At 64.2% G+C, this 25,527-nt stretch carries 22 protein-coding genes; 13 read left to right on the top strand and 9 right to left on the bottom strand.

The window, feature by feature from the left end:
- Window positions 1–5 precede the first annotated feature (5 nt).
- The 7 genes from E8L99_RS04555 to E8L99_RS04525 all read left to right on the top strand — a co-directional run bounded on the left by E8L99_RS04555 (window position 6) and on the right by E8L99_RS04525 (window position 8,711).
- On the top strand, window positions 6–908 hold the full coding sequence (locus E8L99_RS04555) for an ABC transporter permease subunit (protein ID WP_137098433.1): 903 nt from the start codon (window positions 6–8) through the stop codon (window positions 906–908).
- Complete coding sequence (locus E8L99_RS04550; protein WP_137098432.1) at window positions 905–1,714, top strand: ABC transporter permease; 810 nt, start codon at window positions 905–907, stop codon at window positions 1,712–1,714. Before E8L99_RS04555 ends, E8L99_RS04550 begins: the two co-directional genes overlap by 4 nt.
- A 56-nt stretch (window positions 1,715–1,770) precedes the next feature.
- Window positions 1,771–2,655 carry an acyl-CoA thioesterase II gene (gene tesB / locus E8L99_RS04545; RefSeq protein ID WP_137098431.1) on the top strand — a complete coding sequence of 295 codons (885 nt, stop codon included), beginning with the start codon at window positions 1,771–1,773 and terminating at the stop codon, window positions 2,653–2,655.
- Between the two features lie 298 nt (window positions 2,656–2,953).
- Window positions 2,954–3,292 (top strand): P-II family nitrogen regulator, encoded by a 339-nt coding sequence (locus tag E8L99_RS04540; RefSeq protein WP_137098430.1) that lies wholly within the window; start codon window positions 2,954–2,956, stop codon window positions 3,290–3,292.
- Window positions 3,293–3,334: 42 nt separating this feature from the next.
- Window positions 3,335–4,828 (top strand): ammonium transporter, encoded by a 1,494-nt coding sequence (locus E8L99_RS04535; RefSeq protein WP_137098429.1) that lies wholly within the window; start codon window positions 3,335–3,337, stop codon window positions 4,826–4,828.
- 216 nt (window positions 4,829–5,044) lie between these two features.
- Window positions 5,045–7,777 carry a DNA translocase FtsK gene (locus E8L99_RS04530; RefSeq protein ID WP_137098428.1) on the top strand — a complete coding sequence of 911 codons (2,733 nt, stop codon included), beginning with the start codon at window positions 5,045–5,047 and terminating at the stop codon, window positions 7,775–7,777.
- 103 nt (window positions 7,778–7,880) lie between these two features.
- Entirely contained in the window at window positions 7,881–8,711 is an 831-nt protein-coding gene (locus E8L99_RS04525; RefSeq protein WP_137098427.1) for a LolA family protein, read from the top strand.
- Window positions 8,712–8,716: 5 nt separating this feature from the next.
- On the opposite strand, the gene E8L99_RS04520 is transcribed toward E8L99_RS04525, so the two are convergent.
- The 3 genes from E8L99_RS04520 to E8L99_RS04510 all read right to left on the bottom strand — a co-directional run bounded on the left by E8L99_RS04520 (window position 8,717) and on the right by E8L99_RS04510 (window position 11,622).
- Window positions 8,717–9,691 (bottom strand): cell division protein FtsX, encoded by a 975-nt coding sequence (locus E8L99_RS04520; protein WP_137098426.1) that lies wholly within the window; start codon window positions 9,689–9,691, stop codon window positions 8,717–8,719.
- Window positions 9,688–10,374: a cell division ATP-binding protein FtsE gene (ftsE, locus tag E8L99_RS04515; RefSeq protein WP_137098425.1), complete on the bottom strand. Its 687-nt coding sequence runs from the start codon at window positions 10,372–10,374 to the stop codon at window positions 9,688–9,690. Before ftsE ends, E8L99_RS04520 begins: the two co-directional genes overlap by 4 nt.
- 105 nt (window positions 10,375–10,479) lie before the next feature.
- Window positions 10,480–11,622 carry a PAS domain-containing protein gene (locus E8L99_RS04510; protein ID WP_252511261.1) on the bottom strand — a complete coding sequence of 381 codons (1,143 nt, stop codon included), beginning with the start codon at window positions 11,620–11,622 and terminating at the stop codon, window positions 10,480–10,482.
- 252 nt (window positions 11,623–11,874) lie between these two features.
- Here E8L99_RS04510 and E8L99_RS04505 point away from each other — a divergent pair, with 252 nt between their 5' ends.
- Both E8L99_RS04505 and E8L99_RS04500 read left to right on the top strand, forming a co-directional pair.
- Window positions 11,875–12,378 (top strand): response regulator, encoded by a 504-nt coding sequence (locus tag E8L99_RS04505; RefSeq protein ID WP_252511260.1) that lies wholly within the window; start codon window positions 11,875–11,877, stop codon window positions 12,376–12,378.
- 63 nt (window positions 12,379–12,441) lie between these two features.
- Window positions 12,442–15,288, top strand: coding sequence for a PAS domain-containing hybrid sensor histidine kinase/response regulator (locus tag E8L99_RS04500; protein WP_137098423.1), 2,847 nt, complete (start codon window positions 12,442–12,444; stop codon window positions 15,286–15,288).
- 4 nt (window positions 15,289–15,292) lie between these two features.
- On the opposite strand, the gene E8L99_RS04495 is transcribed toward E8L99_RS04500, so the two are convergent.
- From E8L99_RS04495 to E8L99_RS04480, 4 genes are all read right to left on the bottom strand, one after another.
- Complete coding sequence (locus E8L99_RS04495; RefSeq protein WP_137098422.1) at window positions 15,293–16,528, bottom strand: NAD(P)/FAD-dependent oxidoreductase; 1,236 nt, start codon at window positions 16,526–16,528, stop codon at window positions 15,293–15,295.
- An 82-nt stretch (window positions 16,529–16,610) separates the two neighbouring features.
- The gene (locus E8L99_RS04490) at window positions 16,611–17,030 is read right to left on the bottom strand and encodes a DUF1236 domain-containing protein (protein ID WP_137098421.1); all 420 of its coding nucleotides are present in this window, start codon (window positions 17,028–17,030) and stop codon (window positions 16,611–16,613) included.
- A 98-nt stretch (window positions 17,031–17,128) separates the two neighbouring features.
- Window positions 17,129–17,638, bottom strand: a complete 510-nt coding sequence (locus tag E8L99_RS04485; RefSeq protein WP_137101952.1) for a YciE/YciF ferroxidase family protein — start codon at window positions 17,636–17,638, stop codon at window positions 17,129–17,131.
- A 214-nt stretch (window positions 17,639–17,852) separates the two neighbouring features.
- Complete coding sequence (locus E8L99_RS04480) at window positions 17,853–18,809, bottom strand: hypothetical protein (RefSeq protein WP_252511259.1); 957 nt, start codon at window positions 18,807–18,809, stop codon at window positions 17,853–17,855.
- A 186-nt stretch (window positions 18,810–18,995) separates the two neighbouring features.
- On the opposite strand from E8L99_RS04480, the gene E8L99_RS04475 reads away from it, so the two are divergent.
- A complete protein-coding gene (locus E8L99_RS04475) occupies window positions 18,996–19,208 on the top strand; it encodes a hypothetical protein (RefSeq protein ID WP_137098420.1) in 213 nt (70 codons plus the stop codon).
- Between the two features lie 92 nt (window positions 19,209–19,300).
- Window positions 19,301–19,459 (top strand): hypothetical protein, encoded by a 159-nt coding sequence (locus E8L99_RS23710; RefSeq protein ID WP_168201567.1) that lies wholly within the window; start codon window positions 19,301–19,303, stop codon window positions 19,457–19,459.
- A 151-nt stretch (window positions 19,460–19,610) separates the two neighbouring features.
- On the opposite strand, the gene E8L99_RS04470 is transcribed toward E8L99_RS23710, so the two are convergent.
- On the bottom strand, window positions 19,611–21,476 hold the full coding sequence (locus E8L99_RS04470; protein WP_137098419.1) for a CHASE3 domain-containing protein: 1,866 nt from the start codon (window positions 21,474–21,476) through the stop codon (window positions 19,611–19,613).
- 99 nt (window positions 21,477–21,575) lie between these two features.
- Window positions 21,576–22,658 (bottom strand): ROK family protein, encoded by a 1,083-nt coding sequence (locus E8L99_RS04465; RefSeq protein WP_137098418.1) that lies wholly within the window; start codon window positions 22,656–22,658, stop codon window positions 21,576–21,578.
- Between the two features lie 198 nt (window positions 22,659–22,856).
- On the opposite strand from E8L99_RS04465, the gene otsB reads away from it, so the two are divergent.
- On the top strand, window positions 22,857–23,696 hold the full coding sequence (otsB, locus tag E8L99_RS04460; RefSeq protein ID WP_137098417.1) for a trehalose-phosphatase: 840 nt from the start codon (window positions 22,857–22,859) through the stop codon (window positions 23,694–23,696).
- Window positions 23,693–25,492 (top strand): glycoside hydrolase family 15 protein, encoded by a 1,800-nt coding sequence (locus tag E8L99_RS04455; protein WP_252511257.1) that lies wholly within the window; start codon window positions 23,693–23,695, stop codon window positions 25,490–25,492. Before otsB ends, E8L99_RS04455 begins: the two co-directional genes overlap by 4 nt.
- The last annotated feature ends 35 nt before the right edge of the window (window positions 25,493–25,527 follow it).

Raw genomic sequence — 25,527 nt, 5'->3', positions numbered from 1 at the left:
CAACGATGTCCGACCGCGCCGCGCGCCGCATCACCATCCTCATTCCTTACCTCTGGCTGGTGCTGTTCTTCCTCGTGCCGTTCGGCATCGTGGCGAAGATGTCCCTGTCTCAGGTCGCGACCGCCGTGCCGCCCTATGTGCCGAACTTCGGCTGGGGCGACGGATGGTCCGGCTGGCTCGACAAGGCGCGAGAGCTATCGTCGGACAATTATGCCGTGGTCCTCGGAGATAGCCTCTATATCGATGCGTTCCTGACTTCGCTCCGCATCGCCGCAACCGGCACCCTGATCCTGCTGATCATCGGCTATCCGATGGCGCATGCGATGGCACGGGCGAGCGCCGGCATCCGGCCGTTGCTCGTGATGGCGGTGATCCTGCCGTTCTGGACCAGCTTTCTGATCCGCATCTATGCCTGGATCGGCATCCTGAAGCCCGAGGGCCTGCTCAATGAGGTTCTGCTGGCTGTGGGTCTCATCTCCGAGCGGCTGCAGATCGCCAATACCGAGGCGGCCGTGCTGGTGGGCGTCGTCTATTCCTATCTGCCGTTCATGGTTCTGCCGCTCTATGCCGCGCTCGAACGGCTCGACCGGACATTGCTGGAGGCGGCGGGCGATCTCGGCTGCCCGCCCTGGCGGGCGTTCTGGCGCATCACCGTGCCGCTGACGCTTCCCGGCATTGCCGCGGGATGCTTCCTCTGCTTCATCCCGATCGTCGGCGAAGTCGTGATCCCGGACCTGCTCGGCGGATCTGACACGCTGATGATCGGCAAGACGCTGTGGACGGAGTTCTTCTCCAACCGCGACTGGCCGGTGGCGTCCAGCGTCGCCATCCTGCTGCTTGTCGTGCTGGTCGGTCCGATCATGGTCTACCAGCATCTTCAGGCCCGCCAGATCGAGAGCCGGCGATGACGCGCGGATCCCGCCTGATCGACGCGACCGCGCTGACCTTCGGCTTCGCGTTCCTCTACCTGCCGATCGTCATCCTCATCGTGTTCTCGTTCAATGCGAGCCAACTGGTGACCGTCTGGGGAGGGTTCTCGACCCGCTGGTACGGGGCGATCCTGGAGAACCGGCAATTGCTCGACGCGGGCTGGATGACGGTGAAGGTTGGCCTGGCCTCGGCTACGCTTGCCACGGTCATCGGCACCTTCGCGGCACTCGCCCTCAACCGCTACGCCCGGTTTCGTGGCCGTATCCTGTTCTCCGGCATGGTCTATGCGCCGCTGGTGATGCCGGAAGTGATCACCGGGCTGTCGCTTCTGCTGCTGTTTGTGGCGCTGGGCATCGATCGTGGCTTCTGGACGGTGACGGTGGCCCACGCGACCTTCACAGCCGGTTTTGTGGCAGTGGTCGTCCAGTCGCGTCTTGTCACGCTTGACCGGTCGCTGGAAGAAGCCGCCGCCGACCTCGGCGCCGCGCCATTTCAGGTGTTCCGCCGTATCACCCTGCCGCTTATCGCGCCGGGGGTCATCGCGGGCTTCCTGTTGGCCTTCACGCTGTCGCTGGATGATCTGGTCATTGCGAGCTTCACCACGGGGCCTGGCGCCACGACGCTCCCGATGCGCATCTACAGCCAGGTGCGCCTTGGCGTGACGCCGGAGATCAACGCGATCTGTACGATCATGATCGGCATTGTCGCTGTTCTGGTCATCGGCTCGTCGCTCGCGACCAAGCGCGCAGCTCTTGCGGATCAAAGAACCGGGCAGCCGGATTGACCGCTGCACGCGGGCGGTGTTCGTGATGGCTCATGTCCGTCGCAGGGATTTCCGCCATGTCGTCAGCCGTCCAGGGCCTTCTGTCGATCCTCGATCTCGAACGGCTGGAGGTGAACCTCTTCCGCGGCCAGAGCCCGCAATCGCGCTGGCAGCGGGTCTATGGGGGGCAAGTGATCGGGCAGGCGCTGGTCGCCGCATGCCGTACAGTGGAAAACCGGAACCCCCATTCTCTGCACGCCTATTTCATCCTGCCGGGCGATCCCAAGACGCCGATAATCTACAATGTCGAGCGGGTCCGCGACGGTCGCAGCTACTCGACCCGCCGCGTCCTTGCGATCCAGCACGGTGCTCCGATCTTTGCCTTGTCCGCCTCGTTCCACATCGAGGAGGAGGGGAGCTTCGATCACCAGTTCGGCATGCCCGACGTGCCACCGCCGGAGGATCTGGCGCCGGATTCCGATGTCAACGGCCGGTGGCGCGACAGCATGCCGGAGACCATGCGGTCCTACTTCGAGATGGATCGTCCCATCGAGATGAGGCCGGTCGAGTTCGAACGCTATCTCGGTCAGAAACAGCCTGAGGGCCGTTTCAATGTCTGGATCAAGACGACAGGACCCCTCCCTGACGATCCGATTGTTCATCGCTGCGTGCTGGCCTATGCGACCGATATGACATTGCTCGATGCCGCAATGGTGCCTCACGGACGAACCTTGTTCGATGGCTCGATCCAGGCGGCCAGTCTCGACCATGCGTTGTGGTTCCACCGGCCTTTCCGGGCGGATGACTGGCTGCTCTACGCCCATGATTCCCCGTCAGCGCAGCGGGGGCGCGGCTTCTCCCGGGGCTCGATCTATACGCGCGATGGCACCTTGGTGGCGTCGGTCGCGCAGGAGGGGGTGGTCAGGGATGTTCGGCCACCGGACGATGTGCCACAAAAATAGGCAATAAATCGCGGCATTTGCGTGGCGCATTTGCCGCACCCTCTGTCTCATGCCCAATAATTAAGCGACTCTCGTGGATCGATCGTCTTGCGGGGATGAAACCCTGCGGCATCCGGCCCCGGGAACAGCGACTCGAGCCGAAATCCTCGTGATTTCAAGGCGCTGGGTGAGATGGCACGCGACTTGATTCCTGAGTCCCCGGTACGGCGCTCGGACCCTTTGGGAAAGCGCGTCGAATGCAGCAAGCCAAGCTTCGATCGGGCGAAACTCGAGGGAAGCCAAAACCGGGGATGACGAGATGAAAATTGTAATGGCGATCATCAAGCCATTCAAACTGGAGGAAGTCCGCGACGCCCTGACCGGCGTCGGCGTTCATGGTCTGACAGTGACGGAAGTGAAGGGCTATGGCCGGCAGAAGGGCCATACGGAGATCTACCGTGGTGCGGAATATGCCGTCAGCTTCCTGCCCAAGCTGAAGATCGAAGTGGCTGTTCCGGCCAGCGATGTCGAGAAGGTGGTTGCCACCATCGCGGGCGCCGCCAAGACCGGCCAGATCGGTGACGGCAAGATCTTCGTCACGTCGATCGAGCACGCAGTGCGCATCCGCACCGGTGAGACCGACATCGACGCCTTGTGACCTCGCGAATCCTGCCCTGACATCCTTCCGGAGTACCTCCATATGACCAAGTCGTTCCTTTCCCGGTGGGGGCTCGCGGCGCTTGCGCTGTTGGCAGCTGCCGCTTTCCTGATTGATCCGGTTCTCGCCCAGACGCCGGCGCCGACCCCGCCGAAGCCCAATTCCGGCGACACGGCCTTTGTTCTGGTGTCTTCGTATCTCGTTCTGATGATGACCATCCCGGGCCTCGCGCTGTTCTATGGCGGCCTCGTCCGCACCAAGAACATGCTGTCGGTTCTGACCCAGGTGTTCGTCATCGTCGCCCTGGTCTCGATCATCTATGTGACCTACGGCTACTCGCTGTCGTTCACCTCGGGTGGCGGTCTCAACAGCTTCGTCGGCGGCTTCTCCAAGGCCTTCCTGATGGGCGTCGACACCAATTCGACCGCCGCGACCTTCTCCAACGGCGTCGTCATTCCGGAATTCGCCTATATCCTGTTCCAGATGACGTTTGCCTGCATCACGCCGGCCCTCATCGTCGGCGCCTTCGCCGAGCGCGTGAAGTTCTCGGCGCTGCTGCTCTTCGTCGTTCTCTGGGTCACCGTCATCTACTTCCCGATGGCCCATATGGTCTGGTACTGGGCCGGCCCCGACGCGATCGGCGATGCTGCCAAGGCGCTTGCCGCCGCCGGCACCGATGCCGCCGCCAAGGCTGCAGCGCAGGCCAAGCTCGACGCAGTGAAGGCTGATGCCGGCATGCTGTTCCAGTGGGGCGCTCTCGACTTCGCGGGCGGCACTGTCGTTCACATCAACGCCGGTATTGCCGGTCTGGTGGGCTGCCTCGTCATCGGCAAGCGCATCGGCTACGGCAAGGAGCTGATGCCTCCCCACTCGCTGGTGATGACGCTGATCGGCGCTGCCCTTCTCTGGGTCGGCTGGTTCGGCTTCAACGCCGGTTCCAACCTCGAGGCCAACGGCACGGCCGCCATGGCTGCGATCAATACCTTCGTCGCAACCGGCGCTGCCACGCTCGCCTGGCTGTTCGTGGAATGGGCAGCGAAGGGCAAGCCGTCGATGCTGGGCGCCGCCTCCGGTGCGGTTGCTGGCCTCGTCGCGATCACGCCGGCTGCCGGCTTTGCCGGCCCGATGGGCTCGATCATCCTCGGCCTCGTTGCCGGCGGTGTCTGCTTCATCTTCTGCTCGACGGTGAAGAATGCCTTCGGTTACGACGACACGCTGGATGTCTTCGGCATCCACTGCGTCGGCGGCATCATCGGCGCCATCGGCACCGGCATCCTGGTCAACACCGCCCTTGGCGGCGCTGGCATCCCGGATTACGAAGCCAAGCCCGGCGAACTGGCTGTCGGCGCCTATGTGCTGTCCGATGCGGTTCTCGCGCAGGTCAAGGCGGTGCTCTTCACCCTTGTCTGGTCGGGTGTCGGATCGTTCATCCTGTTCAAGATCGTCGACGTGATCGTTGGTCTGCGCGTGACCGCCGACCGCGAGCGCGAGGGTCTCGACCTCGCCGAGCATGGCGAGCGCGCCTACAACAGCTGATCCTCCAAACTCTTGGAGCCTGCAAACCCCGGCGAGCCATCGCCGGGGTTTTTCTTTGGGGCCGGCGCCTTGGCTGAATGGGCGGAAGGGCGATGGTTAATCCCCCGTCAACCGTTGCCCGCCTAAGGTCGCTCGACGAACCGGGTGGTCGTCTGGGCGTCTGCGGCGACGTGGACTTTCCCGCGCGGTCACTCCCCTGATCAGGATGCAAGCGAGATGGCTGTGGCGCGCCAGCACACCGGACTTTCCCTGCTTCCCGAGGGACTGAAGGGCGCGTTGCGCCGCAAGATGGGCCAGCTCATCGGCTTGGGCGTGCTCTCCGCCGTGACCATTGCCACAATCGCCATGCTGACATGGACCGCAGGCGATCCGTCGCTAAGCCAGGCCAGCAACGCTCCGGTCAAGAATTGGATCGGCCGTCCAGGCGCGATTCTCGCCGACCTTTTCATGCAGCTTTTCGGCCTTGCGGCCATCGTGCTCCTGGCGGTCAGCGCATCCTGGGGCTGGCGTCTTCTGCGCAACCGTGCCTTTGACCGCGAAGCCCTGCGCATTCCGCTCGGAATTGCCGCCGCCATGGTGCTGTCGGTCGCAGCCGCAACGCTTCCAGCTCCTGCCGGCTGGCCGCTGCCGACCGGCATTGGCGGCGTCATCGGCGATGGCGGTCTTGCCGTGCTCTCGTCCGTGCTGGGGCGTCTGGATGGCGCGTCGCGCTTCTTCGTCGGCAGCGGCATGACGCTCCTCGGTCTGGTGGTCGCTGCCATCGCGACCGGCATCCTTATCCGCCCCGCGGAGGATACGCTTGAGGCTGACATCGCGGTGATCGCGCCTGTGCGCCGTCACCAGTCCGACGAAGACGAACCAGGTCGTTTCGGCGGTCTGATGACTAATACGTTGGGCGCTGTTACCCATTCGGTCCTGTCGGCCAAGGCGAAGCTTCGTCGCATGGCGTCGGAAGCGCCCGACCAGGCTCGCGCGGCGGCGGGCGTTGCACCGCGCCCGGTTGCCGCCGGGGACGATCGCTCATCGCCCGGCCTTGCCGCCCGCGCCAAGGCCTTCTTCACCGAGCCCGACGAGGCGCCCCTGCCGGCCGGTCCCCGTGTCACGGGCCTGCGCCGCGAACCGGTGATGGAGGCTCAGCCCGAGCGGCACCCGCGCACCTACCATGCGCCCGTCACCAATCGCCGCCCGGACATTGTCGAGCCGCCCGTCACCGAGCCGCATGTTACTGGGCAGCACGTGGCGCCGATTGCGCCCGACCACAGCTATGATCCGGTCGAGCCCGACGCGATCGACGAGCCGCCGTTCGAGGTCGATGCGCGACCGCCGGTCCCGCAGCAGGGCCCCCGCATTCACGCCCCGCCGCCTGCGCCGCGACCGGTCGCCATTCAGCAGAAATTGCCGCTGCCGCCGCCTGATGGTGCGCCCGGCACCTATGAACTGCCGCCACTCGACCTGTTGACCGAGCCGAAGCCATCCGAGCGCCATCCGTCCATGTCGATGGAAGCGCTTCAGGAGAACGCGACGACGCTGGCAGCCGTCCTCGACGATTTCGGCGTGCGCGGCGAGATCATCAATGTTCGGCCGGGCCCGGTCGTGACGCTCTATGAACTGGAGCCGGCCCCCGGCACGCGTTCCAACCGCGTCATCGGACTTGCCGACGACATTGCCCGCTCGATGTCGGCAATATCCGCCCGCGTCGCGCTGGTTGCCGGCCGCAATGCGATCGGCATCGAACTGCCCAACGCCAAGCGCGAGAACGTCCTGCTGCGCGAAATGCTGTCGAGCCAGGACTTCATCACCGCCAAGGAGAAGCTGCCGATCGCTCTCGGCAAGACCATTGGTGGCGATCCGGTCATCGTCGATCTCGCCAAGATGCCGCATCTGCTGGTCGCCGGTACCACCGGCTCGGGCAAGTCGGTCGCCATCAACACCATGATCCTGTCGCTGCTCTACCGGCTCACGCCGGCCCAGTGCCGGCTGATCATGGTCGATCCGAAGATGCTGGAACTTTCCATCTATGACGGCATTCCGCATCTGCTGACCCCAGTGGTGACGGATCCGAAGAAGGCCGTCGTGGCGCTCAAATGGGCCGTCCGCGAGATGGAAGAGCGCTACAAGAAAATGTCGAAGCTCGGTGTGCGCAACATCGATGGCTTCAACGCGCGCATGGCACAGGCCCGCGCCAAGGGCGAGGTGCTGACCCGTACCGTGCAGACCGGCTTCGACCGCGAGACCGGCGAGGCGATCTACGAGCAGGAGGAGATGGGTCTCGATGCCATCCCCTATATCGTGGTCATCGTCGACGAAATGGCCGACCTGATGATGGTCGCCGGCAAGGATATCGAAGGCGCGATCCAGCGGCTTGCCCAGATGGCACGCGCCGCCGGCATTCATCTGATCATGGCGACGCAGCGACCCTCGGTCGATGTCATCACCGGCACGATCAAGGCGAATTTCCCGACCCGCATCTCCTTCCAGGTGACGTCCAAGATCGACAGCCGCACCATCCTTGGCGAGCAGGGTGCCGAACAGCTGCTCGGACGCGGCGACATGCTCTACATGGCCGGCGGCGGCCGCATCAGCCGAACTCACGGTCCGTTCGTCTCCGACGAGGAGGTCGAGCACGTCGTCGCCCATCTGAAGATGCAGGGCCAGCCCGACTATCTCGACGCCGTCACGACGGATGATGACGAGGGCGCTGGTGACGGCGATGATGGCGCGGTGTTCGACAAGGGCGCCTTTGGCGACGAACCCGCCGATCTCTACGACCGGGCGGTGCAGGTGGTCATCCGCGACAAGAAGGCCTCGACCTCCTATATCCAGCGGCGGTTGCAGATCGGCTACAATCGTGCGGCCTCGCTCATCGAGCGCATGGAGCGCGAAGGTCTGGTCGGTGCCGCCAATCACGCGGGCAAGCGCGAGATCCTTGTGCCGGAAGCGGCGGATTGACCGTCAGGCCGCTCCCTGCTTTGTGGCTTCGCGGGTCTTGCCGCCTCGAAATCGCCCCACCCCCTTCCTATCTGGCACGCCTGACCATGCTCTCGGAGGATCGATGACCAGACGCCCGACCCAAGCGGGATTATCCCGCCTTCTCGCGGCCGGCGTCGCGGCTCTGATCTCCATTGGTGGTGCTGCGGCAACGGAAGCGCCGTTCCTGCTCGCCCAGGGAGCGCCGCTGCAGCTTGGCCCGCCGCCTGGCGGACCGGCACCGGCACGGCCGGGTACACCGCCATCGCGCCCATCGACCGATTCACCGACGGCGCCCGCCGTCCCGCAGGCGGCTAGCGCGCCTTTGGCGTCACCTGTGCGCCCGCCCAGCGCGCCGCGCCAGGCGCGCGGTGTCGATGCGTCCGCGCGCGATATCGCCACCCAGGTGAACAATTATTTCAACGGCATCCGCTTCATGCAGGGCGATTTCGTCCAGATCGGCCCGGACGGGCGGCGCACGACCGGCAAGCTCTATCTCGACAAGCCGGGCAAGATCCGCTTCCAGTACAATGCGCCGAGCCCGGTGGAGATCATTGCTGACGGCCAGTCCGTGGCGGTGCGCGACCGGCGGCTGAACACCCAGGACATTTATCCGCTTTCGCAGACGCCGCTGCGCTTCCTGCTGTCGGATCGCGTCGACATCCTGCGCGACGCCAATGTGACCTCGGTCACCCGCGACCCCGACTATGTCATCGTCATGTTGGAGGAGCGCCAGGCCATCGGCGGTACCAATCGCCTGATGATCCTGTTCAACGCGTCCGATTTCGCACTGCGTCAATGGACGGTCTTCGACGCGCAGGGCTTCGAGACTTCGGTCGCCGTGCACAATCTCGACACGACGCGCCGGCCGGACCAGCGGCTGTTCCGCATCAATTACGAGCGCATCCTGCAATAGGCCGCTTAGTCGATCGCCGACAAGGTGCGCATGACGGTCCAGCGCGACGTCAGCGCGGCAACGCCTGTGACCAGCGCGACCAGCACGGCGATGCCGACATAGCCGCCGGTCCCGAGCGAGAACGATCCAAACAGCGCCTCGATCTGATCGCCTCCAGCCGTTGCACGCCACTGGCTGGCAATGAAGCCTGCCAGCAGGATGACGGCGAGCGCCGCCGTGCCGCCGGCGATCCCGCCCTTCAGCGCGAGCCACAAGAAGTGGCGCTGGAATTCACCGGCAATGAAGGCATCGCGCGCGCCGACGAAATGCAGCACTTCGACCACGGGTCGATTCGTGGCGACGGCCGCGCGCGTCGCGAAGATCACCGATAGTCCCATGGTCGAAATCATCAGCGTGACGATGACGATGCCAACCACAACGACGGTGCGGGCCATGGCGCGGAGTCGGTCGAACCATTGCCGGTGATCGTCGATGCTGGCCGATGGCAACACATCGGTCAGGGCCTTGCGGAGGCCGGAGAGATCGGCGCGCCGATCGTCGGCAAGCTTGACCACGATGAGGCGCGGAACGGGCAGATCCTCGGCCGACAATCCCGTGCCGAGCCAAGGCTCCAGCATGCGGACGGTTTCCTCGGCCGTGTAGGGCGAGACATCGGCGACACCAGGAAAGCGCACCGCGATCTCGGTGGCGCGGACGACGTCGGCCTGAAGGTCGCGGCCGGTGATCGGCCTGATCTGGATGGTCGCCTCGCGGATGATGGAACTGGTCCAGTCCTCGGCCGCGGTGTGCACCAGATTGACCGCGCCAACCGTCAGAGATCCGAGGAAGGTCATGATCGCAATGATGACCACCAGCGCCCGGCCGGCGATCGAGGAGGGCGGGACAAGCGAGGCCCCGCTGGGGCGTGGCTGGTCCTCTGCCCCCTGATCGTCCGGCTCCGAACGCGCGCGCGCCAGGACAGCACGGAGATGGCGTATCACCACCTTTCGTCCTCCTCGCCGTTCGGGTCGATGATGGAGATGGAACCCTGCTGGATGATCAGACGGCGGGCCTCCACCTGCTCCAGCAATGACAGATCATGGGTGGCGATCAGCACGGCAGTGCCAGTGCGGTTCAGCTCGACGAACAGGCGCAGCAGGCGCTTTGCAAGCGGCGGATCGACATTGCCGGTCGGCTCATCGGCGAGCAGCATCTCGGGACGAACGATGACCGCGCGGGCGATCGCAGCGCGTTGCTTCTCGCCGCCGGACAGGATTGGCGGATAGGCGTCGATCCGGTGGCCGAGGCCGACCCATTCCAGCAGATCGACGACCTCGGAACGATAGCTCGCCTCCTCCTTGCCCATGACACGCAGCGGCAGCGCGACATTCTCATAGGTCGTGAGGTGATCGAGCAGCCGGAAGTCCTGGAAGACGATGCCAATGCGCCGGCGCAGGATCGACAATTCGTCCTTGGTCAGCCGCGCCGTATCGTGGTCGAAGACCGTCACCAGGCCACGGGTTGGACGCAACGACAGGAAAAGCAGCTTCAGCAGGCTGGTCTTGCCGGCGCCCGACGGACCGGTGAGGAACTGGAACGAATGCGGGTCGATGCCAAAGGTCAAGTCCCTCAGCACTTCCGGCCCGAGGCCGTACCGCAAGCCCACATTCTCGAAACGCACCACCGGGCGATGTCTCTCGATCTGTCTTCAGTGGCCGATTCGGCCCGGCGCGATCATGCCACGGCTGGCCGCTGCGCGCGCGGCTGAAGGTCTACCGGTCGAAGGGTGTCAACGAGCGAGCTTCGCCAGTGGGATCTCGAGGTCGATTGTCAGGCCCTCGGCTGCCCAGTCGTGCCGGACGACCGCACCGAGCTGCGATTTCGCCGCACGTTCCGACATCATCGTGCCGAAGCCCTGGCGACCGGGTCGCCCGTTTAGGCCCGGACCGTTGCGCTCCTGCCAGGTCATGACGAACGCCTCCCCGGCCACCCGGCAGATGACCGACAGGCGGCCGGCGGACATCGAAAGCGAGCCGTATTTCACTGCATTGGTGGCAAGCTCGTGGATCACCAGCGACAGGGCCGTCGCCGCCTGCTCGCCGACCACGGCGTCATCGCCCGCGACCGAAATCTGATCGGACAGTTCCGAGCGATAGGGGGCGAGAAGCAGATCGAGAAGGGCCTTGAGGCTTTGGGCGTCCCGGCCGGATGATTGCCCCAGAGCATGGCGCCGGACAAACTCGTGCGCCTGGCCGAGGGCACCAATGCGTGCGCACAGAGCCCTTGCAAAATCACCATCGCCATCCTTGCCACGGGCAGAGAGCATGACGAGGCTGTTGATCACGGCGAAGATGTTCTTGATCCGGTGGGACAGTTCCTGGGCAATCAGTTCCGTCTGCTCTTCCGCCGATCGCCGGTCGGTGATGTCGATATGCGCGCCGACCAGCCGGACGGCCTTGCCCATCACGTCGCGCTCGATCTCCGCCTTTGCGAGAATCCAGCGAACCTCGCCGTCGCTCGGTCGGATGATCCGATATTCTGCTTCATACTCCATCGCGCGGCCCGTCACCGCCTCACGGAAATGCTGCTCGGTCCTTTGGCGATCGTCGGGATGAATGCGAGCCACCCACGCTTCGTGCGTCTCGGATGCAGCCTCGGGCGGCAGCCCGTGCACGCGCAGATATTCCGGTGACCGGCGATTGGTGAAGGCGCCACCCCGAAGGTCGACCTCCAGGCCTCCGACCTGACCGATCTTCTGGACCCGCGCGAGTTCGGCTTCCCGCGCGCGAAGTCGCGCTTCGATGTCATTGTGGCCTAACGGGGGGCCGGCTTGTTCCTGGCAATCGTCTGAGGCGGCACTCAAGCGGTGGATTCCTCGGGGGGCTCGGACATCACATAGTTCGCCCGATGGGACCAACTCGGCGGCGCGCAAATGGGTTCCACTGGATGACCACGTACAAGCGTGGATCAGCCGCCTCGCCCTCGAATGCGATAGAACCATCTTCGACTGGAGAGGGAACCTGAGCGAGGATCGGTGTGTTGTCCACTCGTGACGGCAGGTCAACAGGCCTGAAAAGTCTGAGAATTCTGCGTCTTGAACAATCTTTCCGGAGGTATGGAACCGATCCATGTCCGGTGCGTTTGATCAGGTCGGTTCCATTCTAGGAGCCGGGCAGCAGGGCCGTTGAACGGCTTTGCGTCACGAGGCGCGAATCAGGGTTCGGATCTGTTGTCGGGTGATATCAGGTGCATCGGCAAGGCGCGTATTGGCATGTCAGAAGATGATGAAATCAAGCCGAAGGACGTTCCTGAGGCGACCATTCTGTTCGTCGATGACGACTATCTGATCGCAATGAGCACGGTCGACATGCTGGAAGACCTTGGTCATCGCGTCATAGAAGCCAGCTCCGCGCAGGAAGCGCTCGCCATTCTGGAGAGCGGCGAACATGTCGACGCCATTGTCACCGACCACGCGATGCCGGGCATGACCGGGGCCGAACTTGCCGAGCGAGCGCGCCAATTGCGGCCCAACATTCCGATCTTGCTTGCAACCGGCTATGCCGAATTGCCGCCCGGCGTCAGCAGTACGTTGCCCCGCCTGGGAAAGCCCTATCAGCAGCGCGATCTTTCGGCCAAGCTGGCGGGCCTGCTGCCCAAGAAGTCCCCGGACCGCTCGCATTCGCAATAGATCGCTGGCCGAGCCACAGAGGTCGTTCAACGTGCTTAGGCCTTGCTGATCTCGAAAGGTGCAATGCTCTCCCAATCCCATCAGGATAGACCTGCATTCCTGGCCCATGGTGGTGAAGCCGGGGAGCTGATTCTTGCGCGCGACTGGTCTGAAACCTTAGGCCCGCCGTCAGCCTGGCCTGTCAGCCTGAAGTTCACGACCAGCCTGCTGCTGCGCTCCAAGCTGCCGATGGTGCTGCTTTGGGGGCCAGATGGCGTGATGATCTACAACGACGGTTATGCCGAATTTGCCGGCCAGCGGCATCCGACGCTGCTCGGCAGCAAGGTGCTGGAAGGCTGGCCGGAAGTCTCCGAATTCAACGCCCACATTCTGAAGTCGGTGCGCGACGAAGGTCAGACACTCAGTTACCGGGACCAGCATCTGGTGCTGCAGCGGGGCCGGGTCGCCGAGGATGTATGGCTCGATCTCGATTACAGCCCGGTCCTTGACGAGAGCGGAAGCCCCGGCGGGGTCCTCGCCATCGTCATCGAGACGACCGCTCGTGTGCGTGCCGAAGAGCGACTGCGGATCGCTCAGGAGGCGGGCGGGGTCGGGGCCTTCGAGTGGTTCCCGGATACGGGCCTTCTCGAAGTTTCCGATGAGTTCCGGCGCATATGGGGCCTGTCTCCCGACGTTGTACCCACCGATTCCCTGCTGCTCGACTTGATCAACGATAGCGATCGGCCGCTCTCGGCCAAGGGCCGTATCTCATCCGGCAATCCGCTCGAATATGCCGAGTACCGCATCAACCGGGGGGATACTGGCGAAGAACGCTGGATTGCCCGAAGGGGTGAGATCGTCGACACACCGAACAGTGCCGGACGCCGGTACGTCGGTGTGACGATGGACGTGACGGATCGGCGGAAGGCGGAGGAGGCCCGGCAGGAGAGCGATGCACGCCTGCTCGATCTGTTCAGTCAGATGCAGGAGGGCTTTTTCCTCGCAGAGGCGGTCCGTTCCGCTGATGGGCGAATGATCGATTTCCGCTTCCTGGAGCTCAATCCCGCCTTCGAGGTGCATACCGGGATTTCCGCCCAGCAAGCGCTCGGACGCAATTGCCGAGACGTGTTGCCGGGTATCGAGGAGGCCGTGATCGAAGCCTATGCCGGGGTGGTCGACAGCGGCCAGTCAGCCTCGCTTGAGATCCACGTCGGCACGCTTGACGAGCGGTGGTTCGAGGCACGCGCCCACCGGACCGGCCCGGAACGCTTCGCCGTGCTGTTCCTCGACATTGGAAAGCGCAAGGCGGCCGAAGCGGCCCTCACCCAGAGCGAGACGCGATTCCGGACCTTCGCGCAGGCCATGCCGAACCACGTCTGGACGGCGCCCGCAGATGGCCGCCTCGATTGGTTCAACGATCAGGTCTACGACTATTCCGGGTTGAAGCCTGGAGAACTCGACAATTCGAACTGGGCCTTGATGGTCCATCCCGACGATATCGCCCACTCAGCGGTCGCATGGGCTCGCGCGGTTGAAACGGGTACCCCGTATCAGGTGGAGTTTCGACTTCGCCGCTTCGATGGTGTCTATCGCTGGCATATTGCCCGCGCGGTCGTGATCGGCGCTGCGGATGGATCACGGCGTTGGCTGGGCACAAATACCGATATCGAGGACCAGAAGTCGGCCGTCGAGGCGCTGGCGCGTCTGGCGGCAACGCTTGAGGAGCGGGTGGCCGAACGCACGGCCGCTTTGACGGAAGCCCATGAGGCGCTGCGTCAAAGTCAGAAGATGGAAGCGGTCGGTCAATTGACCGGCGGCATCGCCCACGATTTCAACAATCTCCTCCAGGGCATCGTCGGTTCGCTCGACATCATCCAGAAGCGCATCGCGAAGGGCCGCACCAACGACATTGATCGCTTCGTCACCGGTGCCATGACGGCGGCGACCCGTGCGGCATCCCTGACACACCGCCTTCTCGCCTTCTCGCGCCGCCAACCGCTGAGCCCGAAGCCCGTCCGGGCGAATGTGCTGATCGGGTCGATGGAGGACATGCTGCGCCGGACGATCGGGGAGACTATTGCGCTCAGCGTGGTGACGGAACCCTCGCTTTGGCTGACGCGCTGCGATCCGAACCAGCTGGAAAGTGCCATCCTCAATCTGGTCATCAATGCCCGTGACGCCATGCCGGATGGTGGCCGGCTGACCATCGAGACAAGCAATGCCCAGATCGACGATGCCTATGCGGCCCGCACCCATGATGTGACGCCTGGGCAATATGTCTGCATTGCCGTCAGCGATACCGGCACCGGCATGACGTCCGATGTTGCCGAGCGCGCCTTCGACCCGTTTTTCACCACTAAGCCGATTGGCCAGGGGACAGGCCTTGGTCTGTCGATGATCTATGGGTTCACCCGCCAGTCCGAGGGCTATTCCAAGATTCACACCGAGGTCGGCCGTGGCACCTCGGTCAAGATCTACCTGCCGCGCTATCGCGGGGAGGCGACAGACGAGGAGATTCTGCCCGGCCTGCTCGACGATCATGCGACCGAAATCGGCGAGACTGTTCTCGTGATTGAGGATGAGGCCGTGGTTCGCAGCCTGGTGGTCGAGGTCCTGACCGAACTTGGCTACCGTGCCATTGAAGCCTCAACGGGACCGGCCGGCCTCGACATTCTTCAGTCTGGCGAACGGATCGATCTCCTGGTGACCGATATCGGCCTGCCTGGGCTCAACGGCCGGCAGGTTGCGGAAGCTGCCCGCATGAAGCGACCGAACCTCAAAGTGTTGTTCATGACCGGCTACGCCGAGAACGCGGCCATTGCCGGCGGCTTTCTGGAGCCGGGAATGGCCATGATCACCAAGCCCTTCGCGATGGAAGCGCTGGCGTCGCGTGTGCGCAGCATGATTGCAGGCGAACCCCAGCTGCCGTGATCGGTCAGCCTCCTGGGTCGGGGCGGTCGATGGAGAAATCGGCGAACCACGGTCGCGTTTCCCCTGCGATCATCGCGCCGATCATGCGGGATGCCATGTAGCTGAATGTGATGCCATTGCCGCCATAGCCATAGGCGGCGAAGACACCGGGATAGCCGGCGATCGGACCGATCAAAGGCAGGCCGTCTGAGGTTTTTCCGAACGCGCCCGACCAGGCGCGATCAGCCTCGCAATCGGCATGGGGCCAGAGCTCGGCCAGATTGCGCTGCAGGCTCGCGGTCTTGGCCGGCCCAAGTCGCTCGCGTGCTTCGGCATCCTCGCAATCTTCGTCGCCTCCGCCGAGGATGATCCGGCTATCCGTGGTTGTCCGGGCGTACATGTAGTCGTCCGAGGCCTCCCAGATGAGAGCGCCGTCGCGCCAGAGGTTCTCTTTGGACTGAGGGGCGGTCGCAATCACAAAGCTGGATGCCGTGCTGTGCAGCGGGCTGCGCGCGAAGTCGGGCATGACATAGCCGGTCGCCAGGACCACACGCGAGGCCTCGATGATCGAGCCATCGGCCAAGGTCACGACAGTGCCGCCGATACGAGGCTCATAGGCGCAAGCTTCGCCGTGTCGGAGACGCGCGCCATTGGTGGCAGCCTGCCGGAGCAGGGCGTGGGCCAGCGCCAACGGGTCCGCCTCGGCCGAACCGGGCGACAGGATCGCGCCTTCGCGATCGATGCGGAACTGGGCGAGCAGGTCGGCGCGCGTCAGCAGGCCGCCCGGCAGCTCGGCGCGTCGGCGCATGGCGTGTTCGCGCTCCAGAAGCTCGGCACCGCTTGCCTGCGGCGCAAGATAGAGCGTGGGACGGCGGATCAACCCATGCGGTCCCGGCAGCGCAGCGGCAAGCGCGCTCAGGCCCCGCACTGCCTGGAAGCTTCGATGATAGGTCCGACTGGCGCGCTCGAAACCATAGAGGTCGCACAGCTTGCCAAGTGGCGTGTCGATTTCCCATTGCAGCAGTGCGGTGCTGGCCGCCGTGCTGCCCTCACCCGGACTTTCGCGATCAATGATCAGGACCTGATGTCCGAGCTCGGTCAGATGATGGGCAACCAGGGCGCCCGTTATGCCGGCGCCCACCACAAGGATATCGCATCGCTCATCGGTGTTGGGCTGCCATGGCAGGTCGATGCGATTGTCGCGCCAGGGACCTCGACCCTCTCGAAGATCAGCCTGCCGGGTCGTCTCAGGATCGAGCATGGGGGGACTCGCTGCCGGAATGGGGAGTGAACAACGCAAGACGGGCGCCCGAGGGCGCCCGTCCTTCGTCCTGCGGGAGGGATCAGTCGATGACCTGGACGATCCGATGAGTCCGGGGATCGACCAGGACCGTCCGATTGTTGACGATCGTGTAGCGGTACTCGGTCTGCCCGTAGTCCGGGGGGACCTCGTAGTACTGAACGCCAGCGGTCGGCAGTTCGGCGCCCACGACCACCTCGGACTGATAGGTGTAGGACGGGTGGCGCTTCGTCACGACATATTCGCGGAAGCGCGGGCGGTTATTGTCAGCGATGGCGCCGACAACAGCACCGCCGACACCTCCCACAACAGCGCCGATCGGCCCGCCGACGATCGCGCCGCCGACCGCGCCGGTGGTCGCGCCCGTCGCCACGCCTGGTGAAACCTGGGCCTGGGCGTAGGCCGCCACCGGAAGGGCGAGTGTGCCAAGCAGAGTAGCTGCCATCAAAGTTGAGCGTCGCATGATGCGTTTCCTTGTGTTCGACTGCATCGCGGGGGCCGCGACGATGCCTGGTCTAGTGCCGGTTCGGCTGGGACCGATCCGGTGTTGAGGGCTGTTGTTCAGGCGCTGACGGCGCGCAGGTTGATCCGCGCCTCTGCGAGGGAGGTCAGCTTGGTGTCGGCCGCCTTTTCCTCGTCGAGGTTCTTCTGCAGCAAGGCAGCGCAATCGTTGCGGCCGAGCTGCTTGGCCCAGGCCACGAGCGTGCCGTATCGGGTCATTTCGTAGTGTTCGACGGCCTGGCCGGCGGCGATGAGCGCGGCATCGAGAACCTTCTTATCGGCGATCTCGCGGCTGATCTCGTCGGTCTCCTCGAGAATTCCATCGATCGCCGGGCAGTCGACGCCCTTCACATCGACGCCGTGCAGCCGGAACACCTCTTCAAGGCGGCTGATCTGGCCTTCCGTCTCGCGTTGATGCGCGGCAAAGCTGTCCTTGAGCTGCGCGTCGCTCGCCTTGTCGATCATCGTCGGCAGAGCTTTGAGAATCTGGTTCTCCGCGTAGTAGATGTCGCGGAGCGTATGGACGAACAGATCGTCCATCGTCTGAATGTCCTTCGAGAACCAGCCCATGGCGGGACCTCCCTGAATGCGTGGCTGTCGGGATGCGCAGCGGACCGGAAAAGGACCGGTGCGCGGTGGTATCAGGCCAACAGCCGGGCCTCTCGATCGTTCCTCCGGACGTCTGATTTGGCGTTCCGCGCAGATCTCCCGGACCCCAGACGGCGTCAGCCGCACCTGCTCTCGCAAGGCGCGGCTGACGATGGTTTGATCCGTGGTGAGGTTCTCAGACGACCCGCGGGACATTGTCCCTGAAGCTCGCTCCGATGGCTGCGGCCGCCGCGGCGATGAACGCCCCGATCAGCAGGGACAGGAAGACGAACAGGGATCCGAGCGCTCCTGCCTTGCGAGCCGCATCGGCCGCTTCCTGCGCCTTCACCTTGGCCGCCTGCACCTGGGCCAGCACGTCGTCAACGCGACGCTGCGCCTCGTCCTGGTTCAGACCCGTGCGCGCTGATGCGATCTGCGCGAGGTAGGTCTTGTCGGAGGGACTGATCCCGCCGGTCACGACGCTGCGAACAACGATCCGTGTCGCTTCAAGCCGCTCAGGCGCGGCGTCCTGGCCAGGTCCGGGCGATCCGGCCGGGGCGCGGAACAAGAGGTCGATGAAATAGGCCGTGGGGTCCGCGCCCTGTGGCTCGCTCCCCGCAGATGCGAGTGAGATGCCGGCGGCCGCGCCGGAGGCAACCGTCGCGGTGGCCTGGATCCCGGTTCGTGCCACCATGGTTGCCGACGAGCTCACGAGAACCCCGACGGCGAGCGTCGCGACACACCAGGCCAGAAAGCCGTTGAGGGTGTCCCGGAAGAACACTTCATCCTGATGGAGGCTTTCCCAACGGGTGCGTAGCCGCCCGGTGACAAAGCCGCCGAAGGCGGACGAAACCCATTGCACGACGATCATGGCGATAGCGCCCGAGATCGCGAACGTGCTGGGATCCGTGCCCTGTCCCGACCATGGCGAGACCATCATGAACCCGGCGGCCGCGCACAGAAACAGCAACGCGAGGCTGATCGTGGTCGCGACGATCGCGCCGGCAAAGATGGCGCTCCAGGATACGGTAGACCACGGCGCCTCTGAGACGCGCAGGACTGGCGGTGCAGTACTGGTCATAACGCGATCCTCATTCAGCGACCGAGGAAGGCAAGCAGGAGAATGATTGGAATTGGAACACCCAGCAGCCAAAGCAGGACACCGCGACCCATAGTCTGAACTCCTCATGATCTGAGAGCGATTAACAGAGCTCCCGACCCAAGAGTTCCCGGGCAGATTGCATTTTTTGGCGGGGGACAAGGGGGAACCGATCGGCCCTTGCATCGTTTTGACGGGTGATGGCTGCTCGGTGGCAGTCCGGTGCAAGAGGCGTCCATGATGTTCGATCCGACCAAGGTTGAGCGGCTGGCCAAACGGATGTTTCTCCAGGAGCGGTTGGCGCCTCTGGATTGGGAGCAATTGTCCGATCTGTCGCGCGACTCCTATCGGGCGCAGGCGCGTCATATCCTGTTCGGCGAGAAGATCGCCGCGGGCTGGGCATCGCAGCCATTGGCGCGCGTGGCGGATGCCGCCGTGAGCGTCGTCCGCTGACGGCACCGGAATGGGTCACGCTGCTGTCAAGCGGCTGTGCGACAAGGCAGGGATTGCCGGTTCAAGTTGCGTATCGGAAGGGCGATTTGATCGTGACGACACTCTCCGCGGGCGCGGCGGCGCTTTCAGGTGCCTCCATCTATAGTGGCTTTGGACAGAGCGCCGGCTTGCCGGCCGATCTCCTGTTCATTGCCTTCGGCGGCTGTATTCTCCACCTGATCCTGTCGTTTCTCGCGACCAACGAGGCGTGAACGCGTCGTCCGATGAGCCAATCGTTTGGGCGATGCTCGGGCGGCCCCCGCGTGGGCGATCGCCCTCAGCCCCGCCAACGGCAGCCGGGATTCACCCGTGATCCGGGTTTCCGAAAGAGCGGCGGCCTTGCCAGCGGGGAGACCCAGCTGATCAGCCTGCCAAGGCCTCCCTCACCTTGTTGGCCAGCTGCTCCATCGTGAACGGTTTCGAGACCAGGTGGGTCCCGTGGTCGAGCATGCCGTTGTGCACGATTGCGTTGCGGGTATAGCCGGTGGTGTAGAGCACACGCAGGCCTGGACGACGGCGCAAGGCCTCGTCTGCAAGCTTGCGGCCGTTGACATCAGGCATGACCACATCGGTGAACAACAGCGCGATGTCGGGTCGGCTATCGATGATCCGGAGAGCGGCGGATGCGCCATCGGCCTCCAATACGGTATAGCCGAGCTCCCGGAGGCTCTCGACCGAGAGATGGCGGACGCGCTCCTCATCTTCCACCACCAGCACGACTTCATTGGCGCCAGCTACCGGCAGAGCGCGCCCGGCGGTCGGGGTTTCGGTGATCATCTCCGGCCCCATGAACCGGGGCAGGTAGACCTTCATGGTCGTGCCTTGCCCAAGTTCGGAATAGATCTTCACATGCCCGGCAGATTGCTTGACGAAGCCGAAAACCTGGCTCAACCCCAGTCCTGTGCCCTTGCCCAGGCCCTTGGTCGTGAAGAACGGGTCGAACGCACGCCGGATGACGTCCGGGGGCATTCCCGAGCCGGTATCGCTGACCGCGATCAGCACATATTGGCCGGCTGGCACCTCGAAATGCGCTGCAGAATAGTCGTCGTCCAGTGAGGCGTTCTGGGTTTCAATGGTCAGCCGCCCGCCTTCGCCCATGGCGTCGCGGGCATTGACCGCGAGATTGAGAATTGCGTTTTCCAGCTGGCTCGAGTCGGCGTGGGTGCGCCACAAGCCTCCGGCCAGAACCGTTTCTAGGCGGATTTGCTCACCAAGCGTGCGATGCAGCAGATCAGCCATCCCGGCGACGAACTTGTTGACGTCGATCGACTTCGGCGCGAGCGGCTGCTGGCGTGAGAAGGCGAGCAGGCGATGGGTCAGCGTTGCGGCGCGATCAGCTCCCTCCATGGCATTGTCGATGAACTTCTCGATCGCGGTGTCGCCGCGACGCAGGCGCCGCTGCACGATGCCCAGGCTGCCGGTGATGATCGCCAGCATGTTGTTGAAGTCGTGGGCAAGGCCGCCGGTCAACTGGCCAATGGCATCCATTTTCTGGGACTGCCGGAGCGTTTCCTCGAGCTTCTCCCGCTGAAGCGCCTGGTCAATCAGTTTGGCATTGGCCAGCTTCAGCTCGTCGCGGGAGGCCAGAAGGTCGGCCGTCTGGCGCCATGAGGTCCAGATCGTCAGCAGCGCCACGAGAGCCACCAGAATGGCGGCCGCCAGAATGACGGCCCGCAGCCGCCAGCGAGCGTCGGCCAGTTCGCTGCGGCGCTGTTCCAGCACGAGGCCCTGTTCGATGCGCATCTGCCGCGTGATGTCACGGGCTCTGGTCATGAGGGCCTGGCCGCCGCTCGACCGAACGATGGCCTGTGCGCCCGCCTCGTCGCCCGCCCGCTTCCTCGCAATGGTGCTGGCCATCTCGGCGAGCTTTTCCCGCATGACGTCATGCAGGCGGGTGAGCGCCCCGAGGTCTCGCCCGTTCCGCCGAAGCTTGGCGGCCAACTCGTCGACCTCGCGGTCGATGACCGTTATCGCCGCAAGATAGGGAGCGAGATAGGTTTCATCGCCGCTCAGCAGGAACCCCCGCTGCCCGGTCTCGGCGTCCTGCAGCAGCGAGAACAGCCCGTGGAGATCGCTTTCGATGTCGAGCGCCTGCTCGACGCCCCTCTGGGCGTCCTGCTGGTAGGTGACCAGCGCGAAGCTCGCAATGACGACGATGCCAAGGAACGAGAAGCCGGCGACCAGCGACAGCAGGCTCGTCAGGAGGAATCTTTGTCGTGTGGTGGGCATGAAATGTATGGGGCTCGGGGGAAGGCGCTAAGGAACAGACAAACACGCCACGGAGCAAGCGTGGATCGTCGCCGCAGTGAAGCGTGAGCGCCGAAGCGCTCAGTCGCTGCGGTTGCGGAAGCTCGCATTGCCAAGCCCAGTTCCGATGGTCACCACGGCCCAGTGCTTGACGTCCTGCATGAATGGAACCTCCGCCAGGCCTTGGACCACGGCATCGTTGTGCATCACCGTACAGGTCTCGTGACCACCGATCGATGGGATCGCCGCCTTGAGCGCTTGCGGGAGATTGAAATTCTGGCTCTCCCAGTTCCCGCCTGGCAGGTTCTGACCGCCACGATCGATCGAGCCGTCAGCCTTGATGATGCCGGGGCAACCTATGCCGATGATGGGCGCGAGCGCCAGCCCTGCCTTTTCAGCTTTTGCGATCAGCGTTTCCAGCATGTCGACCATGGTCTTCAACGTGGCCGTCCGCGACGGATCGTCTTCGGCATGGCGCCACAGATCGGATTTCCAGACGGTTGCCCGCGACAGGTCCGGATGCTTCTTCAGGTTCAGCTCAATGACCCCGACGCGGATGTTGCTGCCGCCGATATCGACCGCCAGCAGGGCATCGTGCCCGGCAAGCATCCAGGCTGGCAGGAGGTGCGCTGAACCGATCAGGCCTGCTTCATCGGGATGATGATGGATCGGCTGGACATCGATGGCCATGCCCTCAGCCTTCAAGAGGACATCGGCGCGAGCGATGGCCAGTTCGCCGATCTGGCTTTCCTTGAAACCGCCCCCGGCCGCAATGCGCTCGACATTCTTCCAGCCATTGGTGCGGATGAAGCGCCGGATGACCTTCGCAAGCTCCTGGGCGAAATCCTCGATCGCTCCGTGCACAAGGGCCGCGGCAGTTGCGTCGTCTCCCTTCATGAGGGCGTCGAGCTGCTTCTTCGACAGGTCTTCCGATGCCGCATCGCCCAGCGGATCGGTGCCAACCTTGCGCAAGCGCGACCGCCAGTCATCCAGCTTCGCATTGAACGCGCTTCTGCTGGCCCTGTCGCCGATGAAGCCATTCTGGTCGCGGAGCTCCAGATTGTAACTCTCCACCACCACAGACGGCAGGTCGTTTCCGCCATGGCTGAGACCGCTTGCCGAGGGTTTTTCCCGTCTGGGGGCGGGGCTTGCTTGCTTCGGCATGTCGGCTCCGGTGGCTAATCATCGGCCATCAACGTCGGCGCCGCGAAGCCGTTCCGGCCGGCCGGTGAAAATCGTGCCGTCGCCCGGCGAGGGCGGAACCCCATCAGGAGCGGCGCGTTGCAGTGCAATGAACTGCCGTCCCGAGCCCCATGCCGGATTGCGGGAGTGGCTCGCAAAATCTCACGTCAGGCCGGTTGAATGCTGGATAACGACCCCGATCATGATCGCCCGGAGGCAATCGCGCCCCTCATCCTCGCGACACCCTCGGCCTATGCCTTGTTTGTCGATTTTGACGGAACCCTCGCCGATATCGCGCCATCGCCCGAACAGGTGAAGGTCGAGCCGGGCCTTCCCCAGGACATCATCCGTCTGCAGGGCCTGCTTGGAGGTGCCGTCGCGGTGGTGACAGGACGCCGCATCTCCGAGGTCAACCGACATCTCGCGCCGGCTCAGCTTCCAGGGTCTGGCCTGCACGGGCTGGAATTCCGTTCAGCGCCGTTCGGCGCGGAGGAGACCACAGGTCATGCGGAGCAGATCGGCATCGGTTTGCCGCCTGCCCTGTTCGATGCCGTGGTCGCGTTGACGCGTGCGATGACGGGGGTGCGGCTGGAGAACAAGGGGCCGATCCTGTCCATTCATTACCGCCAGGCTCCTGAATTTGCGAGTGAGCTCGGCATCAAGCTGGCACGGCTGCTCAACGAGCAATCGTTCGGCTTTCACGTCAAACAGGGACGGGCCGTCTTCGAACTGATTCCGAACGGGACCTCGAAGGGAACCGCGCTGGCCGAGATCATGCGACACGCGCCGTTCGCGGGTCGCCGCCCCATCATGATCGGTGACGATCTGGCTGACGAGGAGGCCTTTGCCGTTGCGCGTGCTGCCGATGGCTGGGGCCTGACGGTGCGGGGCGAACATTTTCATGCCGGCGACGAGTCGTTTGGCAGCGCCAGCGAGGTCCGGCGCTGGCTCTCCGCGCTGGCCGGCGTTGCCGCCACTTCGGATGGTCAGACCGCGGCTGCGACGGAGTCCGGTATATGACGACCCATGAAACCCAGGGGGCGCCGCTGCCTGCCATGGCTGTTATCGGCAATTGCACGCTGGCGGCCCTCATCGACCAGCGCGCGAGCATCCTGTGGGCCTGTTGGCCCAGGATCGATGGCGATCCGTTGTTCAGCGCCCTGGTCGGCGGCAAGGATCCGCAACGCGGCGTTCTCAGGGTCGACATGGATGGCGTCGTCAGCACATCCCAATCCTATGAGCGCAACACGGCCATCCTGCGGACCGTGATGACAGCTGAGAACGGCAGCGCGGTGCGGATCACCGATTTCGCACCCCGGTTCAAGCAGTATGACCGCGTGTTTCGCCCCCCCATGCTGATCCGCAGGATCGAGCCGATCGCCGGCAGCCCGCATATCCGCGTCATCATCCGCCCGACCATGGATTACGGCCGCTTCGACGGACAGGCGATCCCCGGCAGCAATCACATCCGCTATGTCTCCGAGGCTGGCGCCGTGCGCGTCACGTCCGATATTCCGGTTGCCTATCTGTCGTCGGAAGCCAAATTTCCGCTGACCAGGCCGGTGACGTTGATCATCCATGCGGATGAGACTTTCCCGAACTCGATCGATGACACCAGCGCGATCTTCCTGAAGTCGACCCGGCAGTACTGGCTCGACTGGGTGCGCTATCTGTCCGTGCCGTTCGAGTGGCAGGAGGCGGTAATCCGCGCCGCCATCACGCTGAAACTGTGCTCCAGCGAAGAGACCGGCGCGATCGTCGCGGCGCTGACGACGTCAATCCCGGAGGCAGCGGGCTCGGGCCGCAACTGGGATTATCGGTTCTGCTGGCTGCGCGATGCCTATTTCACGGTCCATGCGCTCAACAAGCTCGGCGCGACGCTCACCATGGAGCGGTTTCTCGATTACACCCGCGCCGTCATCGCCAACGAGATGGGCGGCCGCTTGAAGCCGGTCTACGGGATCGTGCCGGAGCAGGACCTCCGGGAATGGATCGCCGATGCGCTGCCGGGGTTCAATGGCGATGGGCCAGTCCGCATCGGCAATGAGGCAGCCCAGCAGATCCAGCACGACGTGTTCGGCAGTGTGATCCTCGCGGCATCCCAGATGTTCTACGACAGCCGCCTGCCCAAGATGGGTGATGTGGCCCTGTTCCAGGAGCTCGAAACGCTGGGCGAGGCGGCGGTCGCCAGCGCCTTCCAGCCTGATGCGGGTGTCTGGGAATATCGCGGCCGCCAGTCGATCCACACGCATTCCGCCGCCATGTGCTTTGCCGCCTGCGACAAGCTTGCGCAGATCGCCGCCAAGCTCGATCTGCGTGCCCGCGAGGGTTATTGGCGCAACCATGCCGAGACAATCCGGTCCGCCATCCTGGAGCGGACGTGGAACGAGAAGGAGGGCTTGTTCGGATCCTCGTTCGACGGCGCAGGCGCCGATGCCAGCACCCTGCTGCTGCATGAGCTGGGGGTCGTCGCAGCCGACGATCCGCGCTTCATCCGCACCGTCGAGACGCTCCAGAAGCGCCTGACTCGCTCCGGCTTCCTGCTGCGCTATGACGAGAAGGACGATTTCGGCCTTCCCTCCACGTCGTTCAACATCTGTACGTTCTGGTTGGCCGAGGCGCTGCACGCGATCGGGCGGGTCGATGAGGCGCGCGAGATCTTCGAGGGCCTGCTCGCCCGACGGAACCATGTCGGCCTGCTGTCGGAGGACATGGACCCGATCACCGGCGATCTCTGGGGCAATTTCCCGCAGACCTATTCGATGGTTGGCATCATCGTCACGGCGATGAGGCTGTCCAAGCCGTGGGTCCACTGACCATGCCGCTGACGACAGGACGCCCCAGTGCTTCA

The organism is Phreatobacter aquaticus (assembly GCF_005160265.1).
In the GTDB taxonomy this organism is placed as follows: domain Bacteria; phylum Pseudomonadota; class Alphaproteobacteria; order Rhizobiales; family Phreatobacteraceae; genus Phreatobacter; species Phreatobacter aquaticus.
The sequence above is the reverse complement of the archived record's forward strand: the minus strand, read 5'-3'. Positions and strand labels throughout refer to the sequence as shown.